Genomic DNA, 17,744 nt, shown 5'->3' on the forward strand with positions numbered 1-17,744 from the left:
CCGCCCCGGTGCCGGAGCGGCCTCTGTTTCATTATCTCGCGCATGTTACAAGATGCGGACGAACAGAGCCTAGCGGCGCGAGCCGCGCGCCACACGTTCGATTTCCTCACGCACGAGACGCTCCACCAGGGTCGGCAGATTGTCTTCCAGCCAGTCCTGCAGCATCGGACGCAGCATTTCGGCGGCCATATCCTCGATTGAGCGTCGTTCGACGCCATCGAAAATTTCCGCAAGTTCGCTGAAGGAACGGGCGATCTGCGCACCGGCAGCCTCGGAAATGAGGTTGAGCGACAAACCGCCCTCTTCCTTGGGTTCGGCCAGATCGAATGACGGCATCTCGACAGCAGGTTCCTGCACCGAAATCTCGAAATGATCCTGGGCTACAGGCGTTTCGATGGCGCCACGCAGCGTCAGCTGGTCGAAGCGGTTCTCGAAAGCTGCGCTCTCGACAGCGGCAGCAGCAGCACGATCCTCGGCGGCAAAAGCTGCCGGCTGTTCACTGGTGCTCGCGGCAGCGGCCGCCAGCAGCGGCCGCACATCCGTCGGGCGCTGCGGCGCAGGGCGTTCAACCTGTTGCGCAGCCGAAGGCTGCGGTACGCTGGAGGAATGAGCGGCCGGGGCTGCCTGCGCGGGCTCACGCTGCGCCTGGGCGGCAAATGCCTGCGGCCCCATGGCAGCGTTGCGGTCGGCGGCAGCGCGAACGCGGGCGGCGACATCGGCAAGCGACATGCTTTTCTCGGCCGAGATTTCCTGCTGTTCTGGTGTCTGTTTTTCGGAGGCCGCGGAAAAATCCTGCACCGGCCTTGCGCCAAATGCCTGGTTTGCGGCGGGGGGAACGCGCGCCGGCGGGCTGATGGCCTCCGTCACGAAGGACGCTTCGCCTGCGCCATCGTCTTCGTCGTCATAGACAGGCGGCAACTGCCCGGAAAACGCACCGGTAGGCCCGGTCTCGTTGCTTTCGATGATCCGGCGTATGGACGCCAAGATCTCTTCCATGGACGGTTCACGCGCTACGCTTGGCTGAGCCATATCAATCCCCGGTTTCCACTCTCTAGACCGCCTTGCGTCCATACGGACGCCCAAAGGACGCTCCAAAATTTTAAATCTGCACACCGTTCCTGTCGAAAATCGCTTCCGGTTTTCGGGCCGATGGCCTGAAAAGGGGTAGAAATACGCACACCCCGAATCACCCTTAGTCTAGGGCAGCATAGTCAGGAACTAAATCACTGATTCGACAAGTTTCGCCGTGATGCACAGCTTTGTGAGAATGGTCTTTTGGGGCAATTGGGTGGGCGAAGCGGGTCTGCCGGTGCGGCACCCGCAAAAACAAACGCCGGGGCGGAAAGTCCACCCCGGCGTCCAGAACAATGATCGCTTTTAAAGATCAGAAAACGAATTCGGCCGCCTTGGCAAAACCGGGTAGAGGCTTGATCGACGCGTTGAAAGAGGTTGCAGCCGAGGTGCTGTTGCCATCGCGACGGTAAACGGTTGCCTTGGCAGCGTTACCGTATCCGACAACGACAACCAGACGTCCGCCATCGCGCAGCTGGTCGGTCAGTGCCGCCGGCACTTCCTCGACAGAGCCGTTGATGAAAATCAGGTCATAGGGTGCTTCGCCCGCATAACCCTTTTCGAGATCGCCGGTGACAACAGCAACATTGTCATATCCGAGCGAGGCCAGCGTCTCAGTCGCCTCAGCCGCCAGCGTTTCGTCGCATTCGAGCGAAACCACCGAACCGGCGAGCTGGGACAGGATGGCCGCGGTATAACCGGCGCCGCCACCGACTTCCAGCACCACGTCTTCCTTGGTCACCGCCGCAAGCTGCAAAAGCTTCGCCAGCGGCGAGGCCTTCATGACGTAACGGGCCGGGCGACCATCCCGGGCGGGACAGATCTGCAGATCCTCGTCCACATAGGCAATCTGCCGCACACCCGCCGGCACGAAAGCTTCGCGCGGCACGCTCAAAAACGCCTTCAGCACAGAATGCGACGTCACGTCGGTCGTGCGCAACTGGCTGTCGACCATATTGGCGCGTGCGGTTTCGAAATCCATCATATCGTTATCGCCTCAATTTCGCGGATGCCGGTCGGGAAGCCTCGGCCCCAAAAGCTCAAAACGGCACGGGTCTCCCCTCGCCTTTAAACAATCTCATAATTGCCCAAGCCTGCGCTTTCAAGCGCGGTGAGCCCTAAGTGCTGGAAAAAGAGAAATGGCCGGGATTTTTTAGAACGGCAAGAGCAGCCGATGACCGCAAGGTTAGCCAAAGGTTCGAAAAAACAGGTTCTATTCGGTGAAGTTTTTGGAGGCCTCGCCCGGAATTGAACCGGGGTACAAGGATTTGCAGTCCTCTGCGTCACCACTCCGCCACGAGGCCTCACACGCTCATGAATTCGAGCGATGGCGGGCATTTAGAACGAATCCATTATGCGCGCAAGAGGGTTCGTTCCGAATGTGCTGTTTTTTCCGATCCGATGGACAAAGGGCAATCGTCCACGTCCTAAGCCCTTCGGATTCCGACATTTTTTGTATCTCACTCATATTCCAGAAGAAACAATGCCCGCAGCCGGCGCTTTGCGCGGGTGCGGTCAGTCGCTGCATCTTCAATGCGGATCGATCAGATGCGACCCAGCAGAACAAGAACGAGGACGATGACCAGAACCAGTCCGAGGCCACCCGAGGGACCATAACCGTAATTGTGGTAACCCCAGCTTGGCAAAGCACCGATCAGGAAAAGAATGATGAGGATAACGAGAATGGTGCCGATCATGTTTAGCCCTCCATGAATAATAGGTATGCGCTGTATTTAATGACCAAACATGCAAAAAGTTCCGTTTCCTCCATCCGCTTATGGCGTGGGCCGAGAATTCATCTCCAGCCGATTCAACGGGTTAAACGGCATTTGCGGACAACGCGGCGGGTCGTGCGCGCGCACGGCGGCTGCGATTGGCTACGCACCACGCTCCGCCCCCGGGGTGATCGACCAAGGTAGCGATTTATTCGAGGTAATTTCTCGGTCTATGTATATCGCGTACCGTTCGTCATACTAAATCAAGTCACCCGTTCCCTGAAACTGGCGGGGGACTGGGAGACCTGGTATCACTGGCAGTGCGCCAGGTCTCACCTGTTTCCTTCTTCTCCGGCGATCTTCCCGCCGCACGCATACCGTTCCCCAAACAGGCACACGGACATTTTACCTGCGGCGCTGCACGCCACGCTTGCCTTGCCTCTTTCTCTCCGGTTAGACCCCGGATCGGGAGGGAGAAATGAGAATCATATGTCCGGTTTTGCGAACCTCATCCCGCTTTTCATCTTCGGCCTGCTCGTCTACGCTTTCTTTCGCTGGGTCGCGCGCGACACTCAAAATCCGAGACGCAAGTAGCAGGTGCGAATAGCTCTGCCCTTTATCACTCGCGGGGAACCGTTGCGCCTCCATATCGTTTTCGCAGACGCACTTCGGAGGACAGGATGAAAACGCTCGTATCATTGGCCGCAATCGCGCTTACGCTTGCGGGCTGCGCGACCTCAGGCCCGGCCGCTTATGTCGAACCGATCCCCGGCAGCATCACCTATAAGGGCCAGCCGCGCACCAAGCTGACGAAATCGCCGATCGGCAGCACCTTCAGCCACGAGTTCCGCATCGACGGCAGCACAAGGGCGGTGGAAACCTATCGCATTGCGCCCGATCGCTCGCTCGAACTCATAGACCGCCGCATCATTCGCGATTGGCTGTTCGGACGCGACGACTGACTGCACCGCAAGCCAACCGAAACCAATTGCGCATCCTGCCCGCTTGGTTTAGAGCCGGGCACGACAACCAATACGGATGAGCGATGAACACGCGCTGGCAAAAACCCGTCCTGATCGCGTTCGAAACGCCGGGCGACTATACGAGCATCGAGACCACGCAGGCGGCGTCCTGGGCCATGATCGAGGATTGGCCGATAGAGGACGGCGATGCGTTGGACGCGGCGTTGCTGGTCTGCGCCGCCGTCGATGCCGGCAGGAAAAAGCCGGAAGATGCGCGCAAGGCCTTCATCGCCGCCGCAATCGAGGCTGGCCTCGACATCAAGGCCTGACGGCATCAAGACCCATGGTCGAGAATTAAAATGGCGTCCTGAGGCTAAACAAGTCAGGACAACAGGTTTAAAGGGTAAAAACAGATGGAAGCTTCTGGAAACATGAAAAAAGCCCTGTTCATATTTCTCCTCTCCTGCCTCGCCATCGGCCTTCTCGGCCACCTCGTGGTCGCCTTCGTCGTTACCGGCTGAAGCACCGATGTCCACTCCGTATTGTGGCGGAGCGGCAGGGCATTAAAATTTCCTAAATTTCATTCTGCTGTTATGGAACCGCGATAAATCTTTTCCGTTCTCTCTTCGATCAACAAGGAGGATTGAAATGCGTGACGGATTGAATGGTTTTCTCGAAATTTCCATGCTCGGCGTCGTGATTGCAAGCTGCCTTTTCATGGTCAACCTGCCGATCTGACCCGCCTTAAAAATCATTCCCTGCGGTACCGGCGACGTTAGATGCCGGAGTAAGAAAATGCGGCCTTTCGGGCCGCATTTCTTTTTCCAGCAATGCAGGCTCAAGCAGAAAGCTTGGCGGCCAGCTTGGCGACATGTGCGCCTTGGTAGCGTGCGGCTTCCAGTTCGATAGCGGAAGGCTGACGCGAGCCGTCGCCATCGGTGATGGTGGAGGCGCCATAAGGCGAGCCGCCCTTGATTTCATCGACGCCCATCTGGCCCTGGAAGGCATAGGGCAGACCGACAACGGCCATGCCGTGGTGCAGGAAGGTGGGGAGGAAACCAAGGATGGTCGATTCCTGACCGCCGTGCTGCGTGGCCGACGAGGTGAAGGCAGAGCCGACCTTGCCGACAAGCTTGCCGCCGAACCACAGACCGCCGGTCTGGTCCCAGAAATTGCGCATCTGTGAGGCAACCGTGCCGAAGCGGGTGCCGGCGCCGACGATGATGGCATCGTATTCTGCCAGTTCGTCAACAGTCGCGATGGGGGCAGCCTGATCGAGCTTGAAGTGCGAGGATTTGGCGACTTCCTCAGGAACCAGTTCCGGAACGCGCTTGACGACAACTTCCGCGCCGGCAGACTTCACGCCTTCGGCAACGGCATATGCCATCGTCTCGATATGGCCGTAAGATGAATAATAAAGCACCAGAACTTTTGTCATTTTCTTTGTATCCTTAGGGTTAATCGTCTCAGGCGTACCAGCCAGAAGCCTTTTTAAGAACGCGATGATCATTAGTGATGACCCATTACAAGCATGTGATGCAAAGGTAGCCCAGAGGCCGGTCGCACACCAGCGGTGCATCCGCATACGCACTGTTCGCAATCAGTGAACGAAACGCCGGAACGTCAACCTTTCACAGATAGACATTTTTTCAAAACCGCTTTGCATTCACCGGGCGGCGGACTAACGTCGGACAAAACAGCTGACGAGTACCCCCATGTCCAATCCCTCACCCACCCCATCCGTCGTGACCGCCGCCATGCTCGCCATCGGCGACGAATTGCTGTCGGGACGCACCAAGGACAAGAATATCGGGCACCTCGCGGATGTGCTCACCATGTCCGGAATAGATCTGAAGGAAGTGCGCATCGTCGCCGACGAGGAGCACGCAATCGTCGAAGCGCTGAATGCGCTGCGCGCCCGCTATGATTATGTCTTCACCTCCGGCGGCATCGGCCCGACCCATGACGACATCACCGCTGATGCGGTATCCGTGGCTTTCGGCCTGCCCTGCGAGCACGATGCCGAGGCTTTGCGGATATTGGGTGACATGTACCGTGTGCGCGAGATGGAATTCACCGAAGCGCGCAAGCGCATGGCCCGCATGCCAAGGGGGGCAAGCCACATCGCCAATCCCGTCTCGGTCGCCCCCGGCTTCGTCATCGGCAACGTCCACGTCATGGCCGGCGTTCCGCAGGTGTTTCAGGCCATGCTGGACAATGTCATGCCAACGCTGCGTACCGGCGCGAAAGTTATGTCGCAGTCGGTGCGCTCTCCCTATGGCGAAGGTGACATCGGCACGCCGCTGACCGCAATCCAGAAAGCGCACCCGGAAACCAGCATCGGCTCCTACCCGAAATATGACGGACAACGCTTTTCGACGGAGATCGTCGTGCGCGCCCGTGATGCCACCGTCCTGAAAGCGGCGGCGGATGCAGTGGCGACGATGATCGAAACCATTGGTCAGGAAAAAACACTGTCGGCCAGCAAGGGCGATGCAACCGCCTGAGACGGAAGCGGATTGACCAAAATCAAGGTGGCACCCGGCAAAGGCAGCCACTCTCCCAAAAACGACGCGTCACCGAGGAGCTAAAAAATGGGTTACAAAACGATACTGGCAGTGATCGACAATGTGGAGAACACGCAAAAGCTCGGCGATTTCGTGGTAAGTCTTGCCAACCAGTTTTCCTCGCATGTGATTGGCCTGCACATGGAAACGCTGGCCGCCGTTCCGCTCGTCGCGCCGATGGAAATTCCCGACCCCGCTACCGTTCAGGTGCTTCAGGACGTGGCGCACAAGGAAACCACGGATGTTGGAAACCTCTTCGAACACACGCTGTCTGCCAATGGCATCTCGCATGAGTGGCGCAGCTTTGTAACCTCAGTGGGTTACGCCTCGTCATCGGCAATCGATAGCGCGCGCTGCGCCGATCTCATCGTCGCCCGCCAGAGCAACTCCTCCGCACTCTCCGACAGCCGCTCGGATATAGACGGCTTTCTCCATGAAAGCGGCCGCCCTGTTCTTCTCGTTCCGCATGTGCTGACGGTTGCCAAACCGGTCAAGCGTGTACTGATCGCCTGGAACGGCTCCCGCGAGGCAACACGCGCCACCTTCGATGCCCTGCCCTTCCTGATTGCAGCCGAGAGCGTCGAGATTTTCTCCGTCGATCAGGCCGAGAGCGAAACGCAATCGTCTGGACTTGCCGGAACCGAACTGGCCGCAACACTCGCCCGCCACGGCGTCAACGTCACGGTAACCTCGCAGGAAAAAATCGCCGGCATCTCGCCGCAGGCGGCCATCGAAAACCGGCTGTCAGACCACAGCATCGACCTTCTGGTCATGGGCGCCTACGGCCATTCCCGCTGGTGGGAACTCCTGTTCGGCGGCGTGACGCGCACGCTGCTCGATTCCATGACGGCGATGACGCTTTTGTCGCGTTAAACACCGGTAGCCGTGGATGAAGCCGCAAGAGCCTGCGCGCAATGCTTGCCTTTTTGCAGGTCTTGCGGCTATTAGCCAAAGCCATCGACAATTTTGACCAGATGGTAGACGACATGTCCCTTCCCGATAAAGCCTTTCCCGTAACCTGGGATCAGTTTCACCGCGACGCCCGCGCGCTTGCGTGGCGTCTTGCCGGCCTTGGCCGGGAGTTCCGGGCGATCGTCTGTATCACCCGCGGCGGTCTCGTGCCGGCAGCGATCATTTCCCGCGAGCTGAACATCCGCCTGATCGATACGGTCTGCATCGCCACCCGCCACGATTACGTCAACCAAGGCGACACGGTTCTCCTGAAGGGCGTGGCGCCGGAGCTGATGTCCGACGGCGGCGAAGGCGTGCTCGTCGTTGACGATCTGACCGACACCGGCAAGACCGCACTGGAAGTGCGCGAAATGTTGCCGAAGGCGCATTTTGCCTGCGTTTACGCCAAGCCGAAGGGCGTGCCGACCATTGACACCTTTGTCACCGAGGTCAGCCAGGACACCTGGATTTATTTCCCCTGGGACATGGGCTTCACCTATCAGGAACCGATCGCCAAGGGATCGCGCGGCTGATCGCCTGTCGCAACCCAAAACCATGCCTGAAAAGCCGTCCCTTCGGGGCGGTTTTTTTGTGTGGAAATGCTTTTTTGGTAACGGCAAAAAAACACGGAAAAACCGCAGTGTCGCCTTTATGCCGCACCCCGGAAATGCGGGGTTTTCGCTTTCCGCTGCGGAAACCTGCCTCGCGCAAGCTTCAAAGTCTCACGCCAAGTCACTGATTTTTTTGAACGCTTTTGCTATCCCCGTTTTCCACAGGCACTGCACACAATATCTTGTGGTTAAAAAACGGTTTCAATCTATGGCTTGACGAATCTATGCCGCAGGAGGAAAGTGACAGTTATGTTGCGGCGGCAACGGACCGGAAAGTAACGAGGCCGGTTCCTTTCAATCTCAGTTCGCAAGTCCAGAAGGGGCGTCCCGACCATCAGGGGGCGGTTCGCCGGTGGATTTTGCGTGCCTTGCGGATACCGCCAAAAACATGACGCGGGGACTGGCGGCAGGAAGCTGTTGATACTATATTTAGTACTCACATGACTCTTGCAGCCGAATAAGCCACGAGATACAGGGATCACATCCAAGGATGAACATCCCTTACAGATCGGCAAAAACCGGCTGCGCGCATAGTTCGCACGGCTGGAACGAATTTTTGCGCCCTTTGCCGGGCGCCCAATGGACGAGGACACGAAACCATGCGCATCGAACGCCGCTTCACGAAGCCCGGCCAATCGTCTTATGCGGAAATCGAATTCCGCAAGGCCGTCAGTGAAATCAAGAACCCGGACGGTTCCATCGTGTTCCGTCTGGCGGATATCGACGTTCCCGCGCAGTTCAGCCAGGTCGCGACCGACGTTCTGGCGCAGAAATACTTCCGCAAGGCCGGCGTGCCGAAGGTGCTTAAGAAGGTTGAGGAAAACGATGTTCCTTCCTTCCTGTGGCGTTCGGTTGCCGATGAGAAGGCCATGAAGGACCTCCCCGAGGGTGAGCGTTATGGCTCCGAAACCGATGCGCGTCAGGTTTTCGACCGCCTTGCCGGCACCTGGACCTACTGGGGCTGGAAGGGCAAATATTTCTCCACCGAGGAAGACGCACTCGCCTTCCGCGACGAGCTTGCCTATATGCTGGCGACCCAGCGTGTAGCCCCCAACAGCCCGCAGTGGTTCAACACCGGCCTGCACTGGGCCTATGGCATCGACGGCCCGGGCCAGGGCCACTTCTACGTCGACCCCTTCACCGGCAAGCTGACCAAGTCCAAGTCCTCTTATGAACATCCGCAGCCGCATGCCTGCTTCATCCAGTCTGTCGAAGACGATCTGGTCAACGAAGGCGGCATCATGGACCTGTGGGTGCGTGAAGCGCGCCTGTTCAAATACGGTTCCGGCACCGGCTCCAACTTCTCCTACCTGCGCGGCGAAGGCGAAAAGCTTTCCGGCGGCGGCAAGTCCTCCGGCCTGATGAGCTTCCTCAAGATCGGCGACCGGGCAGCCGGCGCAATCAAGTCCGGCGGCACCACCCGCCGTGCGGCCAAGATGGTCGTCGTTGATGCCGACCATCCCGATATCGAAGCCTATATCGACTGGAAGGTGAACGAGGAGCAGAAGGTTGCCGCTCTCGTCACCGGTTCCAAGATCGTTGCCAAGCACCTCAAGGCAATCATGAAGGCCTGCGTCAATTGCGAGGCAGATAACGGCGATTGCTTCGACCCGGCCAAGAACCCTGCCCTGAAGCGCGAAATCCGCGCTGCCAAGAAGGACATGGTGCCGGAAAACTACGTCAAGCGCGTCATCCAGTTCGCGCAGCAGGGTTACAAGGACATCCAGTTCAAGACCTACGACACGGATTGGGATTCCGAAGCCTACCTCACGGTTTCAGGCCAGAATTCCAACAACTCCGTATCGCTGAAGGATGACTTCCTGCGCGCTGTTGAAAACGACGGTGACTGGAACCTGACCGCCCGAAAGGACGGCAAGGTCATGAAGACGCTGAAGGCCCGCGACCTATGGGAAAAGATCTCCCACGCCGCCTGGGCATCGGCCGACCCCGGCCTGCACTTCAACACCACCATGAACGACTGGCACACCTCGCCGGCCGAAGGCCCGATCCGTGCTTCCAACCCGTGCTCGGAATATATGTTCCTCGACGACACGGCCTGCAACCTTGCTTCGCTGAACCTGCTTCAGTTCAAGGATCAGGCAACGAAGCGCATCGACATCGCCGACTACGAGCATGCGGTTCGCCTGTGGACCGTCGTTCTCGAAGTCTCGGTCATGATGGCGCAGTTCCCCTCACGCCAGATTGCCGAACGCTCCTACGAATACCGCACGCTCGGCCTCGGTTACGCCAATATCGGCGGCCTGCTGATGTCCTCGGGCATTCCCTATGACAGCGACGAAGGCCGCGCCATCGCCGGTGCGCTGACCGCCATCATGACCGGCGTTTCCTATGCCACCTCGGCTGAAATGGCCGGCGAGCTTGGCCCCTTCCCGGGCTTTGCGCCGAACCGCGACAACATGCTGCGCGTCATCCGCAACCACCGCCGCGCCGCCCACGGCCTTTCCTACGGTTATGAAGGCCTGTCGGTGAACCCGGTTGCCCTCATCCATTCCGATTGCACGGATCAGGACCTTGTCGCCCACGCTACCGCCGCCTGGGACAAGGCGCTGGAGCTTGGCGAAAAGCACGGCTACCGCAACGCCCAGACCACCGTTATCGCGCCGACAGGTACGATCGGTCTCGTGATGGATTGCGACACGACCGGCATCGAGCCGGACTTCGCGCTGGTGAAATTCAAGAAGCTTGCCGGCGGCGGCTACTTCAAGATCATCAACCGCGCCGTGCCGGAATCCCTGCGTTCGCTCGGTTATTCGGAAAGCCAGATCGCCGAAATCGAAGCCTATGCCGTTGGCCACGGCAATCTCAACCAGGCACCTGCCATCAATCCCTCGTCGCTGAAGGCCAAGGGCTTCACCGATGAGAAGATCGAAGCCGTCAACGGCGCGCTGAAAAGCGCCTTCGACATCAAGTTCGTCTTCAACCAGTGGACGCTGGGCGCCGATTTCCTCAAGGGCACGCTCAAGGTTTCCGACGAGCAGTTGTCCGATATGAGCTTCAACCTGCTGGAGCACCTCGGCTTCAGCAAAAAGGACATCGAAGCGGCCAACGTGCACGTCTGCGGTGCGATGACACTGGAAGGCGCACCGTTCCTCAAGAACGAGCACTTGGCCGTATTCGATTGCGCCAACCCCTGCGGCAAGATCGGCAAGCGTTATCTCTCGGTCGAATCGCATATCCGCATGATGGCGGCAGCACAGCCGTTCATTTCGGGTGCGATCTCCAAGACGATCAACATGCCGAATGATGCAACAGTGGAAGATTGCGGCGCAGCCTACATGCTGTCCTGGAAGCTGGCGCTCAAGGCCAACGCCCTTTACCGCGATGGCTCCAAGCTTTCCCAGCCGCTCAACGCTTCGCTGGTGGAAGATGAGGACGACGAAGACTTCGTTGAAGAACTGATCCAGCAGCCGCTCGCCCAGCAGGCCGTGACGATCACCGAAAAGATCGTCGAGCGCGTCATCGAGCGGGTATCGCGCGAGCGTGAAAAGCTGCCGAACCGCCGTCAGGGTTACACCCAGAAGGCAACGGTCGGCGGTCACAAGGTCTATCTGCGCACCGGCGAATTCGGTGACGGCCGCATCGGCGAAATCTTCATCGACATGCACAAGGAAGGCGCTGCCTTCCGTGCGATGATGAACAACTTCGCCATCGCCATTTCGCTTGGCCTGCAATATGGCGTGCCGCTGGAAGAATATGTGGAGGCCTTCACCTTCACCAAGTTCGAGCCGGCCGGCATGGTGCAGGGCAACGACGCGATCAAGAACGCCACGTCGATCCTCGACTACGTGTTCCGCGAACTCGCCGTCTCCTATCTCGGCCGCCACGACCTTGCTCATGTCGATACGTCTGACTTCTCCAATACCGCACTCGGCAAGGGTATCCAGGAAGGCAAGACCAATCTGCTCTCCACCGGCTGGACACGCGGTTACAAGCCGACGCTGGTTTCCAACAACGAAGGCGAACGTGCTGCTTCCGAACCCAAGGGCTCGGCAACGGCAGCCCCCGCCCGCGCCTCGGCCAACATCACTTCCTTTGCAGGCTCAGCCGCCCGCAAGCTGGAACCGACAGTCGCGATCTCCACCTCGGAAATCGTCTCCTTCAAGCGCGATTATGAAGAACGCGCCAAGGAACTGGCGGAAGAGATTGCCGAAGAGGTAATCGACGATGTGGTCCAGGAAGCCAAGCAGACCGCCACCGCCCTCTTCTCCGACAAGGCCGCCGCCGACGCGGCATCGGCCAAGGCGGAAGCCAAGAAGAAGGAAAACGAACGCCGCATGCGCTCGATCGCGCAAGGCTATACCGGCAACATGTGCTCGGAATGCCAGAACTTCACGATGGTGCGCAACGGCACCTGCGAGAAGTGCGATACTTGCGGTGCGACGAGCGGTTGCAGCTGAGATATCGGTGGATAACCAAGAAATTTACAGCCCGGCGATTTCGTCGGGCTGGATTTTTAAAGGGAACAAAACGAGAATCATATTTGTGATTTGAAGTTCAGAAATACAAAAGCCGGGACACTATGGTCCCGGCTTGTATACCGCGAAAAAGCCGAACCCCACGCGGGGCGAAAAGACTCATATCCCTTAGCTGTTAGCATGGTCATAATGGGATATTTGAGGATCAGAGTCGAGGTAGCATCGGCATTTTAAGCCATTGGAGAAAAAACATGGCGCGAAATACTGGTGATAACTTCAGACGTGGTTCGGTAACGGGACGCACTCAATTTGAACGCCCCGACGGCCATTACCAAAAGCGGGATGAGCGTACAGGACACTTCATGGAAGTGAAGCAATCAGAGGGAAAGTTTAAAGGGGTCGCAACGGAGCCCGACGGTCGCGACACTGAAAACTCTTAAATTCAGATAGCAGCAGCGCATAGCTGCTGCTTTTTTTGTTGTGAAACGGTAGCCAATATATATGTTTCAGAATGTTCCGTATCGCTTAATACCGTTAGCACGATGTGTGCTCGCAAAGCTCTATGTGCAGCACGTCAACGACAGTGATACTGAGGCATTTTCGGTAGACGAGATAAAATCGATATTTTCGGTACCTGTGTCGCGCAACCTCATCAGCTCCGCGTTAGATGAGCTTTATGGCCCCAGATATAGCGATAAGGCTCTAGTTCATCGGTCTGGAACAAAGCGCTCTGAGTGGCGCTATAGAATTACTTCAGCAGGCATACAATTTGTAGAAAAATCTCTTCGCAACAGTGCGTCTGACATCGCCTACTTTCTCGCTCAAGGTGACTTATCTTTGGATGAAATCGCCGGAATGAATGGTCTTTTCTGGACAGAGGAAGAACGTACAGAAAAAAGCGGTTGGACAGAAATTGAGCTAGAAGAGGGAGAAGAGCTTGAGGAGGCTATAGAGGGCCTGAATCTAACCATCGATGAAATAGAAAAAAACAATGAACTCGAGGCGAAAGATTCGGAACAAAAAAGAGGAATTCTGACCTCCTTGAGGATTGGATTATCGAGCTTAAAATCGCTAAAAGTCTCAAAAAATCAAATAAATAGCATAATTATTCAGCCACTTAGATGGATTGCAACTAATTTTACAAGTAGTGTGATGGGTGAGCTTGCGAAAACTACTGCTCAAAAAATTGTAAAATTGATGTTGGCATACCTCGGTTAACTCATGCTGCGACAACTTCGAACCAAATGAAACAATTCATTTTCTCGACGTGAAAAGACAATACAATACGAGCAAGCGTAGATAGCGAAAGAGTGGGAAACACCGATCAAACCGACTGGGTCCACCTCCACGCCATGACCGACGAAGAGGCGGAGGCCAATGCGCTTGCCGATCCCGACAATCCGCCGCTTTCCTCCGAACAGCTTGCCTCTGCCCCCAGAATGCCGCGTATCAAGATCATCCGCCGGGCGCTGAGGCTGACGCAGGAGGAGTTTTCCGCCCGTTACCATATTCCGCTCGGCACCCTGCGCGATTGGGAGCAGGGCCGCAGCGAACCGGATCAACCGGCCCGCGCCTATCTGAAAGTCATCGCCGTCTATCCCGAGGGAACGGCGGCCGCGCTTCGGAAAGGCGCGGCCTGACGCGTCCCTCACCCCACAAAATCAAACAGCAATTTGACGTTCAGCGCGGCGATGACGATGGCGATGAACCATGCAAACGCCGAGAGCCATCGCGGGGCGCACAGTTCGCCCATCTTGGCGCGGTCGGCGGTGAACATGACCAGCGGGAAGACGGCGAAAGAAAGTTGCAGGCTTAAGACCACCTGCGTCAGTATCAGCAGTTGAGACGTGCCGCTTTCGCCGAAGGCGATGGTGACGCCGGCGGCGGGGATGATGGCGATGCCTCGGGTGATGAGGCGGCGCAGCCACGGGGCAAGCCGCATCTTGAGGAAGCCTTCCATCACGATCTGGCCCGCAAGCGTTGCCGTAACGGTGGAATTGATGCCGCAGCACAAAAGCGCCACCCCGAACAGCGTCGGCGCAATCGCAAGGCCAAGCAGCGGCGCGAGCAGACTATGCGCTTCACCCAGTTCGGCAACATTCGTCTGACCCGTTTTGTTGAAGGTCGCCGCTGCAAGGATGAGGATCGCGGCATTGATGACGAGAGCAAACGTCAGGGCGATGGTTGAATCGAGTGTCGCGAATTTGAGCGCCTCGCGTTTTTCGGCCAGCGTCTCGCCGATGGCGCGCGTCTGCACGATCCCTGAATGCAAATAGAGATTATGCGGCATCACCGTCGCGCCCAGAATGCCAAGCGCCAGATAGAGCATCTCGGGGTTGGTGACGATCTCCGTCGTCGGCGCAAAACCACGAATCACCTGGCTCCAGTCGGGATCGGCCAGCGCCAGCTGAATGGCGAAACACACCGCGATGACGCCGAGAAGCGTGATGACAAGCGCCTCCACCCAGCGGAAGCCAAGCCTTTGCAGATAAAGGATCAGGAACACGTCAAGCGCCGTGATGAGGACGCCAAGTTCGAGCGGAATGCCGAAAATCAGGTTGAGGCCGATCGCCGTGCCGATGACCTCGGCAATATCGGTCGCGATGATTGCGATTTCGGCCAGCAGCCAGAGCACAATCGCCACCGGTTTCGGATAGGCATCGCGACAGGCCTGCGCCAGATCGCGCCCGGAAGCAATCGCCAGACGGGCACAGAGCGCCTGTAGAACGACGGCCATGATGTTCGATATCAACGCCACCGTCAGCAGCGTGTAGCCAAACTTGGAACCGCCGGCGAGCGACGTTGCCCAGTTGCCGGGGTCCATGTAACCGACCGCGACGAGATATCCGGGTCCGAAGAACGCCATCGCCCGGCGAAACGTACCGGCATTCGGGCTTATCTTGATCGAGCTGTGAACGTCGGACAGCGAGAGATCGTCGCCATTCCGCCGCCATCCAAAGACAGGCTTGTCCATCTTGCGAACTTTCAAATGGAAATTGAATTAATGCAATTGCAAATCATTCGCATAAAAGGGTGTGGACTGGCAAGCGGAGTTTCGAAGCTGTGTGCCGGCGCGAGACGCCGCAGTAACATTCGGCCTGAACGCAACCACCGGCGCAGCGCGTCATGGATTTAGTGAAATGATACCCCTCCTCCGTCATTCCAGCCTTAAGCCGGAAGCCAGCAAGCCAAAGTCTCTGGGCTGAAAAGACTCTTCTCCGTCGCGTAGTGACCAGCGAACAAGGGGGACCCACGGCCAATCCTACCGCGAAACCTCACGGCGTTGTCATCGCCTCTGCCCCGCCATTGCGGAACTGCCGCGTGCATGCCCGCGTTTGTCTGTCACGAAGCGACAATAGTCCGGGGAAGTTCATGCGAGACGGCAATAAATTCAGCGTGGCGAACCAGCCTTACCGGTGGCCGAAATATATCATGGCGCAGCGAAGGCCGCGCGACTGGCTGATGACCATCAGCGGCGTGGTGCTGCTCGTCATCGTCGCCGCCGCTGTCGCCATGGGTTATCTCGTCACCAGCCATCCCGGCAAGCCCGAGCCGAATACCGGCATCATCGAGGAAAACGCAGCGGAGAACGCCTGATATGCGGCGCAAGATGCGCCGCTTAACTCAGACCCTGAAGATGCCCGCTGAACTGCGCCTCATGCAGGCGGCTATAATGGCCCTTGGCGGCCAGAAGCTCGGCATGGGCGCCGGTTTCGGCAATACCCGTCTGGTCTACTACCACGATGCGTGACGCATCGCGGATCGTTGCCAGCCGGTGGGCGATGACGAGCGTTGTGCGGCCCTTGGCAAGCTCCGTCAGCGATTGCTGGATGGCCCGCTCGGTTTCGGTATCCAGCGCCGAGGTCGCCTCGTCGAGAATGAGGATAGGCGGGTTCTTGAGGAACATGCGCGCAATGGCAAGACGCTGTTTCTGACCACCGGAAAGTTTCACGCCACGCTCACCGATGACGGTGTCAAGCCCCATCGGCATCGCTTCGATGACGCCATCGAGCCGGGCACGCCGCGCCGCATCCATGATTTCGACATCGGAAGCGCCGAGCCGGCCATATTCGATATTCTCGCGGATCGTGCCGCCAAACAGGAACACATCCTGCTGCACGATTCCGATCTGGTTGCGCAGCGAGGCAAGCTTCATCTTGCGGATATCGATGCCGTCAATGGTGATCGAACCGCTGGTGACATCATAAAAGCGCGGCAGCAGAGAGCAAAGCGTCGTTTTGCCCGCCCCCGAAGGCCCGACGAAGGCCACCGTCTCGCCCGCATTGATCTTCAGGTCGATATTGTCGAGAACCTGCTTGCCCTCGGCATAACCGAAACCGACATGGCGATATTCAATGGCGCCGGAAAGCGCCGGTGCCTCGATCGCATCCGGTGCGTCGACGATATCCGGCGCCGTGTCCAGAAGCTCGGTAAAGCGGCGAAAACCGGCAATGCCCTTCGGATAGGTCTCGATGACCGAGTTGATCTTTTCCACCGGGCGGAAAAACACGCCGACCAGAAGCAGGAAGCCAACGAAGCCGCCTTCCGTCAGGCCGCCATGCAGCACGAACCAGGCGCCGCAGATCATCACGATCATCTGCGTCAGCCGCATGCTCATGTAGCTGAGCGAAGTGCTGGCCGCCATGATCTTGTAGGCATCCAGCTTCGTGCGGCGGTATTTCTGGTTGTCCTTCTCAAACAGCGCGCGCTCGTGGTCCTCATTGGCAAAAGCCTGCACCACCCGCATGCCACCGACATTTTCCTCGATACGGGCGTTGAAATCGCCTACCCGACCATAGAGCGCGCGAAAGTTCTGCGTCATTCGGCCACCGTAACGGCTCGTCACCCAGGCGGTGACAGGCACGACGGCGGCGGTGACAAGTGCCAGCGGCACATTGACCGACAGCATCAGCAGGAATGCGCCGATGAAGGTCATGATGGCGATGAACAGATCCTCGGGGCCGTGATGGGCCACCTCGCCGATCTCTTCCAGATCCTTCGTCAGCCGCCCGACCAGATGGCCGGTCTTCTGGTTGTCGAAATAACGGAAGGACAGCTTCTGCAGGTGATCGAAAGCCAGACGCCGCATGTCGGTCTCGATATTGATGCCGAGCATATGTCCCCAATAGGTGACGGTCGCCATCAACCCAGTATTCAGCACATAGATGACGAGCAACCCGACGGAGGCGGCAAGGATGATGCCCCATTCGCCACCCGGCAGCAGCACGTCCACAAAGGCCTTCACCGCCATCGGAAAGCCGAGTTCGAGCACGCCCGACAGCACCGCGCAGGAAAAATCGAGAATGAACAGACCGCGATAGGGACGGTAATAGGCGAAGAAACGGCGCAGCATGGCGTGACCTGAAGAGCGGGCGCGGCAAGCGGAGGCCGCAATAAAAACGGAGTTCAATTGTCATATTTCAATGCGCGC

General features: G+C 58.0%; 15 protein-coding genes and 1 tRNA gene. 9 read left to right on the forward strand and 7 right to left on the reverse strand.

All coding sequences use genetic code 11. From position 1 onward, the window contains the following. Nucleotides 1–69 precede the first annotated feature (69 nt). The 4 genes from popZ to ASD46_RS26655 all read right to left on the reverse strand — a co-directional run bounded on the left by popZ (nucleotide 70) and on the right by ASD46_RS26655 (nucleotide 2,768). Nucleotides 70–1,029 (reverse strand): cell division protein PopZ, encoded by a 960-nt coding sequence (popZ, locus tag ASD46_RS19685; RefSeq protein WP_013636287.1) that lies wholly within the window; start codon nucleotides 1,027–1,029, stop codon nucleotides 70–72. A gap of 355 nt (nucleotides 1,030–1,384) precedes the next feature. Continuing rightward, complete coding sequence (locus ASD46_RS19690; protein ID WP_003515626.1) at nucleotides 1,385–2,056, reverse strand: protein-L-isoaspartate O-methyltransferase family protein; 672 nt, start codon at nucleotides 2,054–2,056, stop codon at nucleotides 1,385–1,387. 245 nt (nucleotides 2,057–2,301) lie between these two features. Beyond that, nucleotides 2,302–2,375: transfer RNA gene (locus tag ASD46_RS19695), tRNA-Cys, on the reverse strand. Nucleotides 2,376–2,615: 240 nt separating this feature from the next. After that, nucleotides 2,616–2,768 (reverse strand): DUF3309 family protein, encoded by a 153-nt coding sequence (locus ASD46_RS26655; RefSeq protein WP_003515628.1) that lies wholly within the window; start codon nucleotides 2,766–2,768, stop codon nucleotides 2,616–2,618. A 698-nt stretch (nucleotides 2,769–3,466) separates the two neighbouring features. On the opposite strand from ASD46_RS26655, the gene ASD46_RS19700 reads away from it, so the two are divergent. Further along, nucleotides 3,467–3,748 (forward strand): hypothetical protein, encoded by a 282-nt coding sequence (locus ASD46_RS19700; protein WP_025593647.1) that lies wholly within the window; start codon nucleotides 3,467–3,469, stop codon nucleotides 3,746–3,748. An 83-nt stretch (nucleotides 3,749–3,831) separates the two neighbouring features. Further along, nucleotides 3,832–4,077, forward strand: coding sequence for a DUF982 domain-containing protein (locus ASD46_RS19705; protein ID WP_003515635.1), 246 nt, complete (start codon nucleotides 3,832–3,834; stop codon nucleotides 4,075–4,077). 509 nt (nucleotides 4,078–4,586) lie between these two features. Here the strand turns inward: ASD46_RS19705 and wrbA are convergent. Beyond that, nucleotides 4,587–5,186 (reverse strand): NAD(P)H:quinone oxidoreductase type IV, encoded by a 600-nt coding sequence (gene wrbA, locus ASD46_RS19715; protein WP_019566148.1) that lies wholly within the window; start codon nucleotides 5,184–5,186, stop codon nucleotides 4,587–4,589. Between the two features lie 277 nt (nucleotides 5,187–5,463). Here wrbA and ASD46_RS19720 point away from each other — a divergent pair, with 277 nt between their 5' ends. The 6 genes from ASD46_RS19720 (at nucleotide 5,464) to ASD46_RS19745 (ending at nucleotide 13,953) form a co-directional block, all read left to right on the forward strand. Further along, nucleotides 5,464–6,255, forward strand: coding sequence for a competence/damage-inducible protein A (locus ASD46_RS19720; RefSeq protein ID WP_013636292.1), 792 nt, complete (start codon nucleotides 5,464–5,466; stop codon nucleotides 6,253–6,255). Between the two features lie 87 nt (nucleotides 6,256–6,342). Further along, nucleotides 6,343–7,188: a universal stress protein gene (locus tag ASD46_RS19725; RefSeq protein ID WP_003515639.1), complete on the forward strand. Its 846-nt coding sequence runs from the start codon at nucleotides 6,343–6,345 to the stop codon at nucleotides 7,186–7,188. A gap of 113 nt (nucleotides 7,189–7,301) precedes the next feature. Further along, nucleotides 7,302–7,799, forward strand: a complete 498-nt coding sequence (gene gpt / locus ASD46_RS19730) for a xanthine phosphoribosyltransferase (protein WP_003515641.1) — start codon at nucleotides 7,302–7,304, stop codon at nucleotides 7,797–7,799. Between the two features lie 677 nt (nucleotides 7,800–8,476). Beyond that, nucleotides 8,477–12,295 (forward strand): vitamin B12-dependent ribonucleotide reductase, encoded by a 3,819-nt coding sequence (locus ASD46_RS19735; RefSeq protein WP_060642569.1) that lies wholly within the window; start codon nucleotides 8,477–8,479, stop codon nucleotides 12,293–12,295. A 582-nt stretch (nucleotides 12,296–12,877) separates the two neighbouring features. Continuing rightward, nucleotides 12,878–13,531, forward strand: coding sequence for a hypothetical protein (locus ASD46_RS19740; RefSeq protein WP_143238563.1), 654 nt, complete (start codon nucleotides 12,878–12,880; stop codon nucleotides 13,529–13,531). 134 nt (nucleotides 13,532–13,665) lie between these two features. After that, entirely contained in the window at nucleotides 13,666–13,953 is a 288-nt protein-coding gene (locus ASD46_RS19745; protein ID WP_051376942.1) for a helix-turn-helix domain-containing protein, read from the forward strand. A gap of 8 nt (nucleotides 13,954–13,961) precedes the next feature. Here ASD46_RS19745 and ASD46_RS19750 read toward each other — a convergent pair whose 3' ends face one another. Further along, nucleotides 13,962–15,287: an Nramp family divalent metal transporter gene (locus ASD46_RS19750; RefSeq protein ID WP_025593657.1), complete on the reverse strand. Its 1,326-nt coding sequence runs from the start codon at nucleotides 15,285–15,287 to the stop codon at nucleotides 13,962–13,964. A gap of 398 nt (nucleotides 15,288–15,685) precedes the next feature. Here ASD46_RS19750 and ASD46_RS19755 point away from each other — a divergent pair, with 398 nt between their 5' ends. Further along, nucleotides 15,686–15,910 carry a hypothetical protein gene (locus ASD46_RS19755; RefSeq protein WP_013636298.1) on the forward strand — a complete coding sequence of 75 codons (225 nt, stop codon included), beginning with the start codon at nucleotides 15,686–15,688 and terminating at the stop codon, nucleotides 15,908–15,910. Nucleotides 15,911–15,932: 22 nt separating this feature from the next. On the opposite strand, the gene ASD46_RS19760 is transcribed toward ASD46_RS19755, so the two are convergent. Beyond that, nucleotides 15,933–17,666: an ABC transporter ATP-binding protein gene (locus ASD46_RS19760; protein WP_025593660.1), complete on the reverse strand. Its 1,734-nt coding sequence runs from the start codon at nucleotides 17,664–17,666 to the stop codon at nucleotides 15,933–15,935. Between the last annotated feature and the right edge of the window lie 78 nt (nucleotides 17,667–17,744).

Origin of the sequence: Rhizobium sp. Root491, assembly GCF_001427205.1 — a bacterium.
Taxonomy (GTDB): Bacteria; Pseudomonadota; Alphaproteobacteria; order Rhizobiales; family Rhizobiaceae; genus Agrobacterium; species Agrobacterium tumefaciens.

Bases quoted from the DNA above. Each gene is read 5' to 3' on its own strand.
- popZ (WP_013636287.1), bottom strand. From the start codon at position 1,029: ATGGCTCAGCCAAGCGTAGCGCGTGAACCGTCCATGGAAGAGATCTTG.
- ASD46_RS19690 (WP_003515626.1), bottom strand. From the start codon at position 2,056: ATGATGGATTTCGAAACCGCACGCGCCAATATGGTCGACAGCCAGTTG.
- ASD46_RS26655 (WP_003515628.1), bottom strand. From the start codon at position 2,768: ATGATCGGCACCATTCTCGTTATCCTCATCATTCTTTTCCTGATCGGT.
- ASD46_RS19700 (WP_025593647.1), top strand. From the start codon at position 3,467: ATGAAAACGCTCGTATCATTGGCCGCAATCGCGCTTACGCTTGCGGGC.
- ASD46_RS19705 (WP_003515635.1), top strand. From the start codon at position 3,832: ATGAACACGCGCTGGCAAAAACCCGTCCTGATCGCGTTCGAAACGCCG.
- wrbA (WP_019566148.1), bottom strand. From the start codon at position 5,186: ATGACAAAAGTTCTGGTGCTTTATTATTCATCTTACGGCCATATCGAG.
- ASD46_RS19720 (WP_013636292.1), top strand. From the start codon at position 5,464: ATGTCCAATCCCTCACCCACCCCATCCGTCGTGACCGCCGCCATGCTC.
- ASD46_RS19725 (WP_003515639.1), top strand. From the start codon at position 6,343: ATGGGTTACAAAACGATACTGGCAGTGATCGACAATGTGGAGAACACG.
- gpt (WP_003515641.1), top strand. From the start codon at position 7,302: ATGTCCCTTCCCGATAAAGCCTTTCCCGTAACCTGGGATCAGTTTCAC.
- ASD46_RS19735 (WP_060642569.1), top strand. From the start codon at position 8,477: ATGCGCATCGAACGCCGCTTCACGAAGCCCGGCCAATCGTCTTATGCG.
- ASD46_RS19745 (WP_051376942.1), top strand. From the start codon at position 13,666: ATGACCGACGAAGAGGCGGAGGCCAATGCGCTTGCCGATCCCGACAAT.
- ASD46_RS19750 (WP_025593657.1), bottom strand. From the start codon at position 15,287: ATGGACAAGCCTGTCTTTGGATGGCGGCGGAATGGCGACGATCTCTCG.
- ASD46_RS19755 (WP_013636298.1), top strand. From the start codon at position 15,686: ATGCGAGACGGCAATAAATTCAGCGTGGCGAACCAGCCTTACCGGTGG.
- ASD46_RS19760 (WP_025593660.1), bottom strand. From the start codon at position 17,666: ATGCTGCGCCGTTTCTTCGCCTATTACCGTCCCTATCGCGGTCTGTTC.